Source organism: Acinetobacter sp. YK3, from assembly GCF_001729365.1.
GTDB lineage: Bacteria > Pseudomonadota > Gammaproteobacteria > Pseudomonadales > Moraxellaceae > Acinetobacter > Acinetobacter vivianii.
Window position 1 is genome coordinate 1 of the sequence record NZ_LZPJ01000085.1, and the last position, 16,331, is coordinate 16,331.

Sequence of the window (16,331 nt, forward strand, 5' to 3'; positions counted from 1 at the left end):
ACCTGAACCTGAACCTGAACTTGAACCTGTTGCGCAAAATTCAGATAGCAATTTGATGGTGTTTGATGCAGAAGCAGGTCAGTTGATCGGACTAGAAACTTCAGCGCAGACAGAAGTTGTTCAATCGAGTATTACAGATTCGGAAGACGCTCTGATTTTCCCAGTTGAAGAGAATACTAAAACAGCGCTGTCAGTAGATGAGTTGCCTCTAGAATCACAGCCTGTGATGGCGACAGAACAAGCTGTTACTGTTATCGATGAACCAGTGGCGGAAATCGCTGTTGAGTTACCAGCGAATGCGGTTGCTTCTACTCAAGAAGATTTGGGCAATTTAATGCCGCAAGATATTCTTAAGTTGCGTGAGCAGAGCTTGGAAGGCGAATGGAATCTGGAAAAATGGGAATACTGGTTTAGAACCAGCCAGCTTTCACCTGCGGTGCAAGAGTTGGCACAGCATGGCATTATGCAAGGCCAGATCAATGGCGCATCTATCTTCCTGATCCCTCAGGAATATGAAGGCATGCTGTCACAGTTACAACATGGTTTGGAAGATGCTTTAAAAGCACAATGGCCTCAAACCCATTTTAATGTGCAATATGGTGCGGTGGATTCAAACACGCCGTTGTTAATGCAGAATCAACGCAAGCAAAAAGCATTTAATCGTGCCGTCGAATTGCTACATCAGGAACCGACCATCAAGAGCTTGGTCGAAACCTTTGATGCAGAATTACATAATATTCAATTGAAACCTTAAGTGTTAATAAAAAGGCAAAGCTTAATCGCTTTGCCTTTTTTATATTAACTTTATTCACTCGGCAGCAAATACTGTTCAAGAACTTCCCGCATTGCTGGAGGAATAGCAGTACTTTTTCGATGTTCACGATCAACAAATACATGCACAAAATGCCCTTGTGCCGCTGCTTGGGGCTGACCTTGTTTAAAAATTGCCAGCTCATATCTAAGCGATGAGTTGCCAATTTTTCCTATCGCTACACCAACCTCAACCATTTCGGGGAATGAAAGTTCCTGTAGAAAGCTACATGCTGAATCGACCACTAGACCAATAATTTCACTGTTGTGAATGTTAAAACCCGTTTTTTGAATCAGCAATGAATTGGCAGCTGTATCGAAATAACTATAGTAGGTCACATTGTTGACATGACCATAGATATCGTTATCAGCCCAACGGGTCTGGATCGGAAAAAAGAATTTAAATTGTTCTCGTGTTTTTAAAATGGGTTTACTCATGCATAAATCGCCTGATAAATCTGTAAAGCATCTTGTTCGGTCATTTCTCTTGGATTGTTTTGCAAGAGTCGGGTTTGCAGCATGGCATCTTTAGCCAGTTGAGCAAGTTTGGCCTCTGGAACATTCAAATCTTTTAATTTTAGAGTCAGGCCACTTTGATCCAGATGGTTTTGCATATGATCAATAAACAAATCACATAAGCCATCTGTACAGCCTGTACTTCGTGGATCTAAGAGTTGCATTAATTCCGCATAATGCTGTTTGGCTTTGGGTGCATTAAATTTTAATACCTCGACCAGTACCAATGCATTGGTATGTCCGTGTGATAGATGGAAATGTCCACCCAGTGGATAGGCGAGTGCATGGACGGCACCTACTGGTGCATTGGCAAACGCCTGACCTGCCAGCATTGAACCCACTAACATATTCTGGCGCGCTTCCAGATCAGCACCATTCTTGAGAACTTTAGCCAGATTATGATTCAGTAATTTCAACGCATTTTTAGCCAGCATATCGGCATAAAAGTTCTTTTTAATATTCGAGGTATAAGCTTCAATGGCATGAACCATTGCATCTATACCTGTTGCCGCCGTGATATGTGCAGGAAGTCCCTGCGTAAAAGTTGCATCTAAAATGGCGACATCCGCATAGAGGATCGGAGAGACCACGCCCATTTTGGTGGTTGCACCTGTGGTGACAATCGAAATCGGGGTAACTTCAGAACCTGTACCTGCGGTGGTTGGTATCAAGATAAGTGGTAAACGTGGGGCTTTGGCTTGATTGACACCATAGATTTCACTGAGCTGCTGTTGCTGCTCTGGGTGTGCAAGCAAAGCAATGATTTTGGCAACATCCATTGAACTGCCACCGCCAAACCCTAGGATGACATCAATCTTTTCTTGCTTGGCAAAATCTACGGCTTCTAAAACGATATGTTCGGGCGGATCAGCCTGAATATCTGAATAGATGATATGTGCCAAATCAATCTCTTGTAAAATATCAAGAATCGGCTGATGCAACTGATGCTGAATCATGCCTGCATCGGTCACGATCAGGGCTTTATGATAATTATGTTGAGTTAAAATATTTTTAAGTTCTTGTATAGAACCTAGACCCGCAATAATGTTGGGAACGGTTTGAAATTGAAACGGGTTCATACATACATCCTTATTTTTTCATCATAAATACTATATTTCTTATCGTGTGACTATAGGTCATTGCTCAAATAAATTAACATAAGATGCGCTTGAAAAGTGTAATTTTGAGCTGTTGATACCATTCCCAATAATGTATAAATATTTAGATCGTTTATTATTCAAATTGTTGAAAATAATAATGAATCTTGTTTTTTCTTGTGCTTAAAAATTTTTGATGTTCCATGTAAATTTTACTCTGAACATATCCCGAGCCTTAAATACATCGAATACATCGTTTGAGTCGGCAGTTATTTTTATTATTGGAAAATATTGCAGTTCTAAGCAGGTAAAAGGGAAGCCCGCCGCTGGAAGATTATTGATGAGTGAATATTTTTAAAATGATAGATAGCTTTATATCCTTTAACCATAAAATTGAGGATATTGATCAAAGACTTCGGACGCAGCTTAGGCTTCTTCTGGCTGAAGTAACTTACATCCACAAGAAAGTGAGTCATGAATGCGTGCAACTGATCTACCGCCAAGCTGAGTTGTAGAGTCACCTGTGATGATGATCGAAACACCAGTATGCTTTGGACAGGTTGCTTCATCTCCGATACATGCAATTGCTTGACCGTTGACTAAAAAATTACGATTGCCTGTGATGACTTTACCACCACCAGTTGTGGGACACCCTACAACGATATATCGAGTTGGCATATAAAATTTACTCACGGCAGCGATTTACCGTGCTATTTTATTAAATAAAGACAGTTCTGTCTATTGACCAGTCAGTCTAAAATATTTATTTAATATTTCTTCTAATCCATCCTTTGACAAATGGGTAAATAACTTGGGTTGTACAACTTAAATTGATAAAAATATATAAATTAAAAAATGCCAATTTTGAGGATTGGCATTTTCAAGAATGATCGGAATATCTCTATTTAGAAAATATCGATCCGCTGTTATTTTATCTATTATTCAGATTTTGCATCGTTTCAGCATCTAAAAGTTCACGGATACTTTTAAATAAAGGGTGCTTATCTGTATATTTCTCACCATAGGTGAGGTTAAATTCATAATTAAAATCATCAGGGTTGATGCCTTGATTATGCTGAAGAATCGTTTCAAGCTTATCTAACGCTTTTACTGCGATCGCTTCTTGAGTTTGTCCCGCTTCGTATTCTTCCCAGAGACCGAGTAATGAACTTCTCAGCGGCTCATCTAATGATTGAGTAATTTGAAGTAGGTCATTGCGTTCTTGTACATCTTTATTGGGATAATTCTGTTTTTCAATTGCAGGAACATCACCACTCAGTGTTTCACCTAAATCATGTACCAGACACATCTTTAGGACTCTTGAAAAATCTAACTCTTTTAATTCATCTTCAAAAACTAATGCGAGTAGAGCCAATCTCCAGGTATGTTCAGCAGTACTTTCATTTCGACCCTTGGAGGTATGAGAGCTACGCATTACATTTTTTAAATTCTCAGCTTCTTTTAAAAATAATAAGCGGCCTTGAATCGTTTCAGTTTTCATTAAAGTTTCTTATTAGCATCAAAATTATAGAATTTTTTGATCAAGGAATGGACTGATTTGCTTGGAAGGGCGTATGTGATTTTAGCAAAAATAACGCTTTCTAAAAATAATAGATTTTAATGTTTTGGTAATCACCATTAAAGATTCAGAGCTGAGTGAAGCTTTTGATAATTGATATGTCATTTCCATTCACCCTTAATTCCAAAAAAGTACATATTCATAAAGAATTTTCAATAATGATCAACACGATTTCCTTTCAAATCAAAGCAATTTTTGACAAAATACGAGATGTCACAATGGTCAATTCATGCATAATGAGTTTTACGTGCGGTGCCTTTGTTTGCTGGAATTTTGCAGGCAATATTTTTATCTCCTCAACATTTAAATGGTTGGAATTTTTTTGTAATGAAAACACAATATAAAGTGTTATGTGTCTGTTTAGGCAATATTTGCCGATCTCCAACCGCCGAGGCAATTCTCAGACATTATTGTGACGCGCATGGCTTGGACGTGCTTGTCGATTCAGCAGGAACCAGTAACTATCATCCTAACAAGGCACCTGATGCACGCAGTCAACAACATGCGACGCAACGGGGTTACGATTTGTCTGCATTGCGTGCAAGACAAATTAATCTGAATGATTTTGTTGAGTTCGACCTGATTTTGGCAATGGATCATGAAAACTTAGATGATATTCAGGCACTCATGCAAAAAGCGTCTCAGCAATTTGGTTCAGCACAGATTCGGGCAAAAATCGCCTTGATGAGTGAGCATGATCCTCAATTCAATCAGCAAGCTGTTCCAGATCCTTATTATGGTGGCGCAGATGGTTTTGATCGTGTGCTGGATCAGTGTGAATCAAGCAGTAAAGCATGGGTCGAGATTTTTAAAAAGCAAATAACAGCAGGGTCATAGGATTTAATTTAACATGCAAGTACAAGAGCAGGTTTCGCTTAAACGTTTAAATACATTAAATCTTAATGCTATTGCTTCACATTATGTTCAGATCAATCAGCCAAATGATGTGATTGCAGCGCTGGATTTTGCTGAACAGCAGCAACTGAATGTTCTGGTATTGTCTGGCGGTAGTAATGTGTTATTGCCACAGCAAATACAGGCTTTGGTTGTTCACTTAAATATTCAGGGCATTGATGTTGTTACTCAGGATGCGGATACGGTGACTGTTAAGGTCGGTGCAGGTCAAGTCTGGCACGACTTTGTTTTATACAGCACTCAGCAGCAGTGGTTCGGTTTACAAAATCTGGCTTTGATCCCGGGTTTGGTGGGTGCCTCTCCAGTACAGAATATTGGTGCTTATGGTGTCGAAGCAGGAGAGTTTATTGACTCTGTTCAGGTTTATGACCGTAAATTAAAACAGTTTGACTCCATTCCAGCTCAAGCTTGTCATTTTGCTTATCGCCACAGTATTTTCAAAGATGATCCAGATCGTTACATCATCGTGAGTGTCACTTTTAAACTGCTGAAAAAAGCGGATCTCAGATTGAATTATGGTGACTTAAAGCAAGCTGTGGGCGATGAGCTTAACGCAGAAAATTTGCAAAATCAGGTCATCCTTATTCGTCAAAGCAAGTTACCAGATCCGAAAGAATTCCCGAATGTTGGAAGTTTTTTCAAGAACCCGATCTTGTCTCAAGCTGAATTTGACAAAATTACTCAACAATTTCCTAACATACCGCATTATCCACAGCCGAATAGCAATGTTAAAGTGGCAGCAGGCTGGTTGATTGACCAAACGGGCTGGAAAGGTAAGCAATTAGGGCCAGTTGGTATGTTTCACAAGCAGGCTTTGGTTTTGGTCAATTATGCAGATGCAGCACTGACGGATGTAAAAAATACCTATCAGGCTGTACAAAGTGATGTAAAACAAAAGTTTAGTATTCAGCTCGAACCTGAACCTGTGTTATATAGTGAACACGGTTTGATTCAAGCGCATAGTGGATGAGGAGATTTATGGCTAAAGTGCATTGGATGGTCAGTTTAGTACGGGTAATTACCATATTATTTGTGCTATTGGGCTGTTTTGTACTTTTTTTATATTCACCTTTTTATTCACAACTGGTGGTTAAAGGGCTCAACCGCTTTGTGCCTGTAGATGTGAATGAGGTCGCAGCACAAAGCCAAAAACCTGCAGCTTTGAGTGAGCATGAGACTTTAGAACCTGGTTCGAATCTGTGGATTGCACGACAGGCTTATCTCAAGCTGATGGAAAGATCCTTTCAGTCAGAGAAATCTGAAGATTTAAGACTGATTCAGGCACGTTATAAATTGCTGCAAGAGCTGATTGCTGAGGAGCAGGAAAAAGAAAGTGCTGAAGAAAAGAAGCAACCGAATATTCCCTTGATGGGTGAGCGACCTGATCAGGATCAGGCAAGTTCAGCAGTCACCATTACAACGCCATTAGATTTTCTGCAGTGGAATACACCGGATAATCAGGCTTTGATGGGTAAATACATTGCTTTTTTAGAAACTTATCCAATCGACTTACCTGTCAATGAAGATGATAAAGACGAGACCAATAAAGATCTGATTGAGCTGAAAAAGAATAAAGATGGCGCACCTGAGCCACAAAATATTTCTCAGCCAAATGCCATTGTTGTGCTGGGCGGCGGTTTAACGCTGGGCGCAAATGGTAAAGATATCGTGGTAAACAATTACACCCGTTTGCGTTTGGAAAAAACGCTTCAGGTCGAGAAAAAATATGCTTTGCCTATCGTGTTGAGTGGTGTTGAAGCGCCTTATATGCAGGCGTGGTTAAAAGAGCGTGGCATAGAGGCAAAACTCCTTGAAAATAGAAGTATGAATACCTGTGAAAACACTAGATTCAGCTCTTTATTGCTACAAAAGAAAGGTGGCGCGCCAACGGTGATCCTCATTACTGATGAATATCACATGCCTCGTACCCGCCGTTTATTTGCCTTAAGCGGTATTGAAACGGTTCCTGTCATTGCACCTATGCCAACCACTTTGACAGATTGGCGTCCTAGCGAACAAAACTATGACCACAGTCGCCGTGCAAACTACGAAATGCTGGCAACAATTCGTGATATGTTGATTGGTTCAAGTGATTGTCGAGAGATACCATAATGTCCAATATTCCATTTTTAAATCCGACAATTCTAAAACAACTGGATTTGCCTGTTCCAAATCGTGAAACCACACCGCAGGTACTGGAACCTTTGGATCTATCAGCGATTGTCGAGCCATCAAAACCATTACAGGCCTATCGCAAACTCTATGGTTTAAATTTGCTAGATTGTGAGCATTGGCAAGGTTATGTGGAAATGCCTTTGTTTCGTTTGCATGTGCAGGTCTTCCAGCCGAAACAGCAAAAGATTCAGGGTACCGCGTGCTTATTACATGGTTATCTGGAACATAGTGGTATTTATCAACCGATTATCAAGGAAATTTTGGATCAGGGATTTAGTATTGTGACCTATGATCTTCCTGGACATGGTCTCAGTAATGGTTCACCTGCGAGTATTCAGAATTTTGATCATTATCAGCAAGTCTTACATGCAGTTTATGATGCAGTTCGTGGTGCCAAGCAATTACCAAAACCGTGGTTGGGAATTGGGCAAAGTACGGGCGGTGCCATCTGGATGCATCATTTACTCGAATTTGCTGAGCGCCGCGAAGACCCAATTGTGGATCGGGTTTTATTACTCTCACCGTTGATTCGACCAGCAAAAACGGCATGGTGGCATAACTCGGTTGGGCTGGGCATTATCCGCCGTATTAAGAGTCAAGTACCGCGACATTTCCGTCGTAATAATCACAATCCTGAGTTTCTGCGTTTTATCCGCCTAACCGATCCTTTGCAGCCTCGGATGATGGGGATGGACTGGATTCTTGCGATGTCGAAGTGGATGCTTGAAATGGAACAACGCCCAGCTTGCCGTATTCCAGTCTGGTTAGCGCAGGGCGCACTCGATCAAACGGTGGATTGGCGTTATAACATTGAATATATTCGTCGGAAGTTTCGATTACAGACTTTGCTGATGTTAGAAGAAGGCTCACACCAATTGATTAATGAGCGTGCGGATATTCGTGCGGCGCTGACTGGTCTGATTCCAGCATTTTTACATGCGAAACCTAACCATTATTATTACTGATTTTACTTTTTTAGCCATTACTTAAGTGATAGAATCCTGAATATTATAAAAAATATCAATACATTAGATATTCGGGGAAATAATGAAAAAAGGTACATTAAGGGGTTTTTGTGTCTTTATTCTGCTCTGTACTGCTTTTCCAGTTTGTGCAGAAGAGCTATATAAATGTGTAACCAATCAGGGTACAGCCTATCAGAGTCGGCCATGTGCGATTCAATCCAGCCAAAAAACGGCTTGTACAGGTTCGGTTGCTGATGGTTTCACGGGTGATTGCCGTAAGATGGAGCAACAACGGCAGCAAGCCATTATGCATGAGAAAAATGCTTATACACAGGATTTGGCAAGCAATAAAACGAGAACAGTGACTTCAAGATCCGAATTTCAAAAAACTATACTTGAGTTCAGCCAATGTAAACAGCGCATTCAGGCTTTGCAGAGATTCGCCCGTTATACAGATCGCCCAGCGCAATTGCTTGAAAATAATAGTCAGCTTTATGCAGCAAGAGTCTGTACTGAAGATGGTGGTATTTATTTAAGTTGCAATGCATCTACCAATACTTTGGTGACCCAGACCAGTTCCACCTGTTCATTTAAACGTTAAATACAGGTTATCTTAAGTTATTCATTTTCAATTATTAAAATAACAAGGAAATGCGCAATGAGAGCAGCATTTATTGTAATTGGGGCTATTTTTACAGTTTTCTTCTTGTTAAATCGTTGCTCACAGCACGAGTTAACCTCTGGGCAAGCTGTACAGAACAATCCAGTTGAACAACGTCAGAACCTTCTGGATCAGATTATTTTGCTACAACCGCTGAAGCAACATGCTTTTAAAGACTACGAAAGCATTCAGCAAACGGCCAATGCCGTAGTTCAACCCGAAGAAATGCTTGCTGCCGTCAGCAGCAGTTTGTGGTGGAAGCTTCGAGAGGTTGTTGAGAAGCAAGCAGATGACGAGGGACAGCGTTTATGGACAAAAGCCTATTTACAGCAACTTTATGATGCCAAACGCAAAGGCAATTGTTTCCCGATCGCATTTCCTCTCTATGCTAAAACAACGCTAGATGAACGAAGAAACTTGCTGAGTGTCGCCACGCAGCAACAGACCGCTGCCGCGCTTGATTATATTTTAACCCATCAAGGCACGCATTCAGTGGTAGACCGCATGCAAGCTCCGCCAGCGTGGATTCAGATTGCAGAAAAGTTAAGACAGGATTATGGGGCTGATGCGGACTTGATCAATGCGGGTGAAACTGCGCAGGACAAAAATAAACAATGTGAAGTCGTTATACGAACTTTTGAATACATTTTATCTTTACCTGTGGAACAGCAAGGTCCTGTGATTCGCTGGATACTAGATCGTCATATTGCAGTGAGTGTTTTTTAAATGAAACGATTTAGTAAAAATTCTCATCTCAAAGTTAGAATGAATTGGATTCGAGCTGTATTCATGCTGGGGGTAAGTATCATTTTAATTGCATGCGGTCAGGTGAAACATGAGCCCAAAGCTGGAGAATATGGCGAAAATCTGGTGAATTCGATCCTGTTAACTTCGAGTGAGATTCAGGCTTTAAATAAGGCCGTCATTGATAAACCGAAGGACACATTTCAACGGCCAAATGTGGGAATTAGCTTTCAGGCGGATGCAACAAAAAATCCTTATCGTTTTGTGCTTGTGGTGAAAGGTGTAACTATACAGTCTGGTGAAACCGAGTTGAAGTGGATGGGAGGTGTTCAAAGCGAGACCTCGAATGGCTATCATCCTGAAGTATTTCAGAGCAATGATCGGCATCATTATGAGGCAAATGAACCCATCTTGCTGGTGATTAGTTCAGATCCATTTTCAGTGAGTGAGTCGAATAATGGGATGAATTATGCCGTTCATGCTGAATTGATGGAAGCCAAAAATATTCAATTTCAGTCTGTAGAAGTACAAATCTGGCAGGGTAAGGGCTCACAGTACAATTGGACATCTTATCTGAAATTCTTGTTGATTCTGATGATTGCAATTTTTGCTATTTATCGCTTAATTAGCCGCTAATTGATTTTTATACAAGTCCTAAAAAAGCCACTCAAGAGTGGCTTTTTTTCAAAATCAGAAATGATTTGGGTCGGCAAGTTTCCACATGCGATAGTAGAAATTGTCTTCATCTTTTAAGTCGCCAAGCAACAACTCATTTTCCTTTAAGAAGAAATGGATCTGTGCATAGTTTTTAATTTCACGATCATTCATACGTTGAGCTAAATGATGCGCTTTAATCTCTGAAGGATGATTGAGGCCAGCCGCAGCGATCATTTCAGAAAGCGCATGCAGGGTGTTCTTATGGAAGTTAAAGACACGTTCTGCTTTACTTGGCACATCAATCGCTTTTTGACGGTCTTTGTCTTGTGTCGCAACACCTACTGGACATTGGTTGGTATGACAGCTTTGTGCCTGAATACAGCCTACGGCAAACATGAAGCCGCGCGCTGAATTGACCCAGTCTGCGCCCAATGCAAAAGTACTGGCAATATCGAAGGCGCTGATCATTTTACCACTGGCACCAATTTTGATTTGGTCACGTAACCCAGCACCGACCAGCGTATTATGTACAAAGCGTAAACCTTCTCTTAAAGGGGTACCAATATAGTCACTGAACTCGATTGGCGCTGCACCTGTACCACCTTCTGAACCATCTACTACCACAAAATCAGGCACAATTTTAGTTTCCAGCATGGCTTTCACGATGCTCATAAACTGCCAAGGCTGACCGATACATAATTTAAAGCCAACCGGTTTGCCTCCAGAAAGTTCACGAAGCTGCTGGATAAAGTGCATCATTTCAATCGGGGTATTAAAGCTTGGGTGTTTAGACGGTGAAATACAGTCATGATCACGGGAAATACCACGGATAGCGGCAATTTCTTCTGTAATCTTATGCTTTGGCAAAATACCGCCATGACCCGGTTTTGCACCTTGAGAAAGCTTCACCTCAATCATTTTGATCTTTGGGTTTTTTGCCTGTTCAGCAAATTTTTCTGGTGAAAATAGACCTTGTGGCGTACGGCAACCGAAATAGCCACTGGCAATTTGCCAGACAATGTCACCACCATTTTCTAAATGGTAAGGACTTAAGCTACCTTCGCCTGTGTCATGATAAAAGTTACCTAACGCTGCACCTTTATTGAGTGCACGAATCGCATTTGCACTCAAACTGCCAAAACTCATTGCAGAGATATTCATAATCGATGCGCTGTAAGGCTGGCTACATTGTGCATTACCAATCTGTACACGGAATGAAGCTGGGTCAGATGGCGGGCAAGGTGCGATCGAATGGACAATAAAACGGTAATTTGGATCATAAACATCAATAATTGACCCAAACGGTTTGTCTGCATTTTCATTCTTGGCACGTTGATAAACCAGACTACGTTGCATACGTGAAAAAGGTAATGCATCCTGATCGGATTCAATGAAATACTGACGGATCTCAGGACGGACATCTTCAAAAATAAAACGGAAATGTCCAAGAATCGGGTAGTTTCTTAAAATGGCATGTTTCTTTTGCAATAAATCATGGAGACCGACCAAACTGAGCAAACTGGTGACTAACCACAGACCATTGAGCAAGGTATCTGAAATAAAGTAATAAATACTATGCGGGGTATAAATTGTTTTGAACCACGTAATACTTAAAGCAATGAAAATACAAAGAAACCAAACAGAATGTCTTGAAAAGAAAGTGTTAAGTAATTTATGTCTTATAGCTTGTGCTGGACTAGCCATAGCCAGGAGATTCCTAAAAATAAAGCAATGGACAAACGATGCCAAGAACTAGCCTGAACCACAAGTAACGAATTGTTAGATATGAGAATTATTCTCTTATGAATTGAGTTTTTATGGCTTACATGGGTATAAAAATTTAGATTTAGAGCTAAATATTCTATAATTATTACTAAATATGAATCTTTTATCATAAAAACAATATAGGACACAATAAAAGTAAAAATGATTACAAATTGAAAAAATGAATTTTAGATAATAAGGAAGAATACAAAAAAGAAAGTGGAGGACCTTCGAAATGCCACAATATTTGCGTATTGCTGAAAAAGTTTATAAAAACCTTAAAGACGAAAATAAGTTTACGCAAGCCCCAGCCGAATATATCAATTATTTACTCAAGCAAATTCGTAAAGAGCTAAAAGGGACGGATATGAAGCTTATTTATAATTTTATTGAGTTTAATTCCGGTTTTAAGAACCAGATTATAGATGGTTACTTAAATATAGATGTCAGTTTAATTCCAAATTATAAATATCAGGATGAGTTTGTGCTGTGGTTAGCGGGATTCATTGAGAAAATTACGGTAGGCGGGAAAAAGAGAATTCCGCCGATTGTAGAAAATATCCCACCCGAATTTACAGTGCATAGCGACCTTAAGCAGATTGGATTCATGAGCAATGATAAAAATGCAGAACAGATAATTTCCTATTTTAAGCATGGAGATTTTACCAATAGTTTCAATCGACATTAGCCAAACATTGCCATCATGGAGGAGTGTTGATCCAGCATCAATACTCCTTAAATGAGTAGAAGCCAGTAAGATATTAAAATAAAGTGTTCTTAGAAATAGTTTATCAAACTGATTTTTAATATAAATTTTTCACTATAGCCTAAAGAGATAAAACATGCCAAAACGTGAAAAAGAATTGACGATATTTGAAGCTTTGCGAGAAAGTCATGAAAAGCAAAGAGCGTTTTCTGAAAAGCTCATCCAAACCTCTGGAGATACACCAGAAAGACGAGAGCTATTTGAATTGTTAAAAAATGAGCTATTTGCGCATGCAGTAGCTGAGGATCGCTTTCTATATATTCCATTAATGATGTCTGATGCAGGCTTGAACATCACCAGACATGCTTTATCTGAGCACCATGAAATGGATGAATTACTGGAAAAACTCACAGAGACTGAATTTAGTAACTCTGGTTGGCTCGCGATTGCCAAGAAATTATCTGAAGTGGTGCATCATCATTTACAAGAGGAGGAGCATAGTTTCTTCCAGCAAGCAGGTAAAATTTTAGCAGACGATCAAAAAAAGGAGCTTGCTCAGAAATATCAGGCAGAATATACAAAATATTTAAATAAAGACAAAGATAGTCTGACCTGAATATAATAAAGCTTAAAATATTTATACCCTCTTTGTGAGGGTTTTTATTTCAATAAGTTTCTATATCTATTTCAATATATTTCTTTCTTTACTTGAAGTCATCGCCATTAACTTAATAAAAATTCTTATAACGGTTTTTAACAAAAAATTTATTTAGTCTGAAACTGTAAATAGTTCATTGATTGAAACTTCTATCTCATCAGAAGGTTTCAAGTAAATATTTTTAAGGAGAATAACCATGACAAACAATGACCATTATGATCGTGAACGTATTAAAAACTCATCTGACGAAGTGAAAAAAGAATTAAATGCAGATCCAATTACCGGTGAACCTGGTTCACATCCAGTCGGCACGGGCGTTGGGGCAGCAGGTGGCGCGGTTGCAGGTGCTACCATTGGTAGTGCTGGTGGGCCTGTAGGGACATTAGTCGGTGGCGCCGTGGGTGCTTTTGTTGGTGGGTTAGCCGGTAATGCCGTCGGTGAGGCCATTGATCCTACGGTAGAAGATGCTTACTGGCGCGAAAACTATCTTAACCAGCCTTATTATAATGAGGCAAAAGCCAAATATCCTGATCTGGACTATGATCGGGATTACCGAGGTGCATATCGCGTAGGTTATGAAAAACGTTATGGATATGATCCTGATGTGGCTTTCGAAGAAGTCGAACCTGAGTTAAGAACACATTGGGACCAAGAAGGCAAAGCGGACTCGCGTTTGTCTTGGGAAGAAGCGAGACACGCTTCACGTGATGCATGGAATCGCACCACAGATCTGAGTAAATAGAGATTTTCTATTAAAGTCTCGAAACCCTATTCTTTGTGAATAGGGTTTTTTATACATTGGAATATGTCTAGGCAAAAGAAAACCGCCCTTAAAAGGCGGCTGCTGAATGATTTCAGCAAATCATAGAAGTGTGAACGGTCAAGAGCCCACTTCTATTTCTATAAATTAGTGACTTTTATTGAATGCCTCTATAAATTCATCTGACTTAAAGTAAGAGTTGATCAATTCTCCACTTTTAGAGTATTCGGGCTGCACTGGCACGGCTTTCTTGACTTCTTTAGGCTGGGTATATTTGAATTCTGGTGGTATCTCTTTGCGAATAGGTGGTAGCTTTTTCTTCCCATCTGTGGTAATTCGCTGGATAAAACCTGCCAACCATAAGATAAATTCACCTTCATTCTTTAAGGTCGGTATAAGGCTAATATCCAGCTGAATTTTACATTCAGCATTGGGCTTATTGAGACACTCTTCAAAATCAATAAAGTTATAAAGTAATTTTAATTTAGAATCTTTTATCTCTTTACGAAGCTCAATCATCAATTTATTTAAATTTTCTAACGGGTCATTGCTAAATTCTTTATTTTCCTTAAGTTCTTGGTAAATTTTTTCAGCTATCCGCAAATATTGTGGCATATCAAGTTCTCCCTAAACGCTGGTCATTTTGTGATTATGAAGCGTTTTGGGTTTCTTATTGTGTTCGTTAACCCTGTTATTGTGAGTAGTAGGAGTGTTTAGAAACAACGTAAAGGAAATAGTGATGACGAAATCATTGTAGGAGAGCTGATTAAGCCAGATTTCCAGCTTAATCAGGCATTCCTATCTTTTAGTTATATTCATAAACAAGTAGGGCTGTAAATTTGAAGAGGGTATTTTCATTCGCATAACTATGGCTGATTTGTTTGATATTGACCTGATGATTATATTTCGTTAACTCATTTCTAAGCCACTCATTAATATTATTTTCTAAATCTTGAATAGATGTAGATTCAAAGGCTTTTATTTTAGCCATTATTATTTCTCCTTCTTGAAAAATATGCATCTATTTAGGGTAAATCCAGAAGAATCAATTTTTTTATATCATTTGTTTTGATTTTGAAAGTTTTTATAATTTTCTATTAACTTGTTTCGAGATATATGTCGAAAGATATATGTATAATTTAATGTGTGGATAAATTTATTATTTTTAATAGCTTATAGGTTTTTTGACTAAATGTTTATGTTTTATATGATTACATAAGATTTCATTTCTTAAGAAAAGTAAAAAAACTAACAGGGAAATTTACATAAAAGATGTTCAGTATAGAGGTTGCTTAAATACATTAAGAGGTGCCACATGTTAAAAACAATTCTGACTTTAGGAACAGGTGTTGCTTTAGGTTGTTATTATAAATCTCATAAAGATAAAACTAAACTATCTGATGAGAAAAAAGATGATGATCTGAGCATGGACGATAGCGTAAAAGGCAAGAAAGTGCTGAGTAAGTTCTTAAAATAATCTAAAAAAAGGAGCTTGTGATCAAGCTTCTTTTTATATAAAGCCTAAATTTAGGTAAATATAAAATTGAGTATAAATATAAGGAAATAAAATATGAGTGCTAAAGATAATCAATTGATCGGTTCTAATTTTCATTCCAGTTCTCAATATATTCCGGATCGTATGATGGATCTAGATGAGTGGGAACGAGACTCAGCTAGACATCATAAGTCTTTATCTGAGCGTCGAAAATGCAGATTGGCGCATGAACGGAAAAAGAAATGTATGTGGATGATGGATGAATAGAGTAGATCGTTGAGAACAATCTTAGGGACTCATAAAACCAAGCGAGAGGTAATGAAAATGAAGAATTTATTGGTGAAAAGTCTAGCAATATGTTGTGTTTTTACGTTTGCAGGCTGTGAAAAGAACCGGACTGCTGATGATCCGATGACACGAGGTGAAACAACGACACCTCATTCGATGGAAGCAGCTCCTGTAAGTCCAAATAATGAAATTCATGATGATACACAACATACATCTGCGCCAGTGATGATAGAAGAGCATGGTTCATCAGAGGTTCATACGGGCAATGTGACTTCCAACTCAGGTCAATCCCCAGCATCTTAATTAAAGAAGCATGATGGGAAAATGACTAAAGTATCCTGACCTTACTTTAGTCATTTTTAGTGTTTATAGCGAATTAGAATAAGTTGAAGTATAAATAATACATTTTATTGTGATGTTAATCACGCTAATTTTTATTAGTGTAGTTCTAATCACTTATTGTGTGGTGTTTATGTATATGAAATTTAAGGGCTATTTCATAAAGCACAACATTATTAACAATTGATTACTGTAAATACTG

The 16,331-nt window shown here is 38.9% G+C and carries 20 protein-coding genes and 1 pseudogene; 14 read left to right on the forward strand and 7 right to left on the reverse strand.

Features of this window, described 5'->3' with window-relative positions:
* Window positions 1-754, forward strand: a pseudogene (locus A9Z07_RS08545) (DNA polymerase III subunit gamma/tau C-terminal domain-containing protein); the annotation flags it as partial.
* A gap of 50 nt (window positions 755-804) precedes the next feature.
* On the opposite strand, the gene A9Z07_RS08550 reads toward A9Z07_RS08545, so the two are convergent.
* From A9Z07_RS08550 to A9Z07_RS08565, 4 genes are all read right to left on the reverse strand, one after another.
* Window positions 805-1,248, reverse strand: a complete 444-nt coding sequence (locus tag A9Z07_RS08550) for an acyl-CoA thioesterase (RefSeq protein WP_005257208.1) — start codon at window positions 1,246-1,248, stop codon at window positions 805-807.
* A complete protein-coding gene (locus A9Z07_RS08555; protein WP_004771874.1) occupies window positions 1,245-2,405 on the reverse strand; it encodes an iron-containing alcohol dehydrogenase in 1,161 nt (386 codons plus the stop codon). The genes A9Z07_RS08550 and A9Z07_RS08555 overlap by 4 nt, the downstream gene beginning before the upstream one ends.
* Before the next feature lie 444 nt (window positions 2,406-2,849).
* Window positions 2,850-3,101, reverse strand: coding sequence for a PAAR domain-containing protein (locus A9Z07_RS08560; protein WP_004771876.1), 252 nt, complete (start codon window positions 3,099-3,101; stop codon window positions 2,850-2,852).
* Between the two features lie 253 nt (window positions 3,102-3,354).
* Window positions 3,355-3,924, reverse strand: coding sequence for an HD domain-containing protein (locus A9Z07_RS08565; RefSeq protein WP_004771878.1), 570 nt, complete (start codon window positions 3,922-3,924; stop codon window positions 3,355-3,357).
* A 405-nt stretch (window positions 3,925-4,329) separates the two neighbouring features.
* On the opposite strand from A9Z07_RS08565, the gene A9Z07_RS08570 reads away from it, so the two are divergent.
* From A9Z07_RS08570 to A9Z07_RS08600, 7 genes are all read left to right on the forward strand, one after another.
* Window positions 4,330-4,839 (forward strand): low molecular weight protein-tyrosine-phosphatase, encoded by a 510-nt coding sequence (locus tag A9Z07_RS08570; protein WP_069577950.1) that lies wholly within the window; start codon window positions 4,330-4,332, stop codon window positions 4,837-4,839.
* Between the two features lie 13 nt (window positions 4,840-4,852).
* Window positions 4,853-5,887, forward strand: coding sequence for a UDP-N-acetylmuramate dehydrogenase (gene murB / locus A9Z07_RS08575; protein ID WP_069577941.1), 1,035 nt, complete (start codon window positions 4,853-4,855; stop codon window positions 5,885-5,887).
* A gap of 8 nt (window positions 5,888-5,895) precedes the next feature.
* Entirely contained in the window at window positions 5,896-7,029 is a 1,134-nt protein-coding gene (locus A9Z07_RS08580) for a YdcF family protein (protein WP_069577942.1), read from the forward strand.
* Entirely contained in the window at window positions 7,029-8,057 is a 1,029-nt protein-coding gene (locus A9Z07_RS08585) for an alpha/beta hydrolase (protein WP_069577943.1), read from the forward strand. Before A9Z07_RS08580 ends, A9Z07_RS08585 begins: the two co-directional genes overlap by 1 nt.
* A gap of 82 nt (window positions 8,058-8,139) precedes the next feature.
* Window positions 8,140-8,658, forward strand: coding sequence for a hypothetical protein (locus A9Z07_RS08590; RefSeq protein ID WP_004771885.1), 519 nt, complete (start codon window positions 8,140-8,142; stop codon window positions 8,656-8,658).
* Between the two features lie 57 nt (window positions 8,659-8,715).
* Window positions 8,716-9,444, forward strand: coding sequence for a hypothetical protein (locus A9Z07_RS08595; RefSeq protein WP_069577944.1), 729 nt, complete (start codon window positions 8,716-8,718; stop codon window positions 9,442-9,444).
* Window positions 9,445-10,098, forward strand: a complete 654-nt coding sequence (locus A9Z07_RS08600) for a hypothetical protein (protein WP_081406422.1) — start codon at window positions 9,445-9,447, stop codon at window positions 10,096-10,098.
* Window positions 10,099-10,152: 54 nt separating this feature from the next.
* On the opposite strand, the gene A9Z07_RS08605 is transcribed toward A9Z07_RS08600, so the two are convergent.
* The gene (locus tag A9Z07_RS08605; RefSeq protein ID WP_004771888.1) at window positions 10,153-11,823 is read right to left on the reverse strand and encodes an FMN-binding glutamate synthase family protein; all 1,671 of its coding nucleotides are present in this window, start codon (window positions 11,821-11,823) and stop codon (window positions 10,153-10,155) included.
* A gap of 295 nt (window positions 11,824-12,118) precedes the next feature.
* On the opposite strand from A9Z07_RS08605, the gene A9Z07_RS08610 reads away from it, so the two are divergent.
* The 3 genes from A9Z07_RS08610 (at window position 12,119) to A9Z07_RS08620 (ending at window position 13,989) form a co-directional block, all read left to right on the forward strand.
* On the forward strand, window positions 12,119-12,571 hold the full coding sequence (locus A9Z07_RS08610; protein ID WP_069577946.1) for a hypothetical protein: 453 nt from the start codon (window positions 12,119-12,121) through the stop codon (window positions 12,569-12,571).
* Window positions 12,572-12,725: 154 nt separating this feature from the next.
* Window positions 12,726-13,205 (forward strand): hemerythrin domain-containing protein, encoded by a 480-nt coding sequence (locus A9Z07_RS08615; RefSeq protein WP_004771891.1) that lies wholly within the window; start codon window positions 12,726-12,728, stop codon window positions 13,203-13,205.
* 238 nt (window positions 13,206-13,443) lie between these two features.
* Window positions 13,444-13,989, forward strand: a complete 546-nt coding sequence (locus A9Z07_RS08620; protein ID WP_069577947.1) for a glycine zipper domain-containing protein — start codon at window positions 13,444-13,446, stop codon at window positions 13,987-13,989.
* A 165-nt stretch (window positions 13,990-14,154) separates the two neighbouring features.
* Here A9Z07_RS08620 and A9Z07_RS08625 read toward each other — a convergent pair whose 3' ends face one another.
* Complete coding sequence (locus A9Z07_RS08625; protein WP_069577948.1) at window positions 14,155-14,622, reverse strand: hypothetical protein; 468 nt, start codon at window positions 14,620-14,622, stop codon at window positions 14,155-14,157.
* A 190-nt stretch (window positions 14,623-14,812) separates the two neighbouring features.
* Window positions 14,813-14,998 carry a sporulation protein Cse60 gene (locus A9Z07_RS08630; RefSeq protein WP_005257226.1) on the reverse strand — a complete coding sequence of 62 codons (186 nt, stop codon included), beginning with the start codon at window positions 14,996-14,998 and terminating at the stop codon, window positions 14,813-14,815.
* A gap of 324 nt (window positions 14,999-15,322) precedes the next feature.
* Between A9Z07_RS08630 and A9Z07_RS17900 the strand changes: the two genes are divergently transcribed.
* The 3 genes from A9Z07_RS17900 to A9Z07_RS08640 all read left to right on the forward strand — a co-directional run bounded on the left by A9Z07_RS17900 (window position 15,323) and on the right by A9Z07_RS08640 (window position 16,093).
* Window positions 15,323-15,484, forward strand: a complete 162-nt coding sequence (locus tag A9Z07_RS17900) for a hypothetical protein (RefSeq protein ID WP_004771897.1) — start codon at window positions 15,323-15,325, stop codon at window positions 15,482-15,484.
* Window positions 15,485-15,577: 93 nt separating this feature from the next.
* Entirely contained in the window at window positions 15,578-15,769 is a 192-nt protein-coding gene (locus A9Z07_RS08635) for a hypothetical protein (RefSeq protein ID WP_047426986.1), read from the forward strand.
* Between the two features lie 57 nt (window positions 15,770-15,826).
* Complete coding sequence (locus A9Z07_RS08640; RefSeq protein WP_069577949.1) at window positions 15,827-16,093, forward strand: hypothetical protein; 267 nt, start codon at window positions 15,827-15,829, stop codon at window positions 16,091-16,093.
* The last annotated feature ends 238 nt before the right edge of the window (window positions 16,094-16,331 follow it).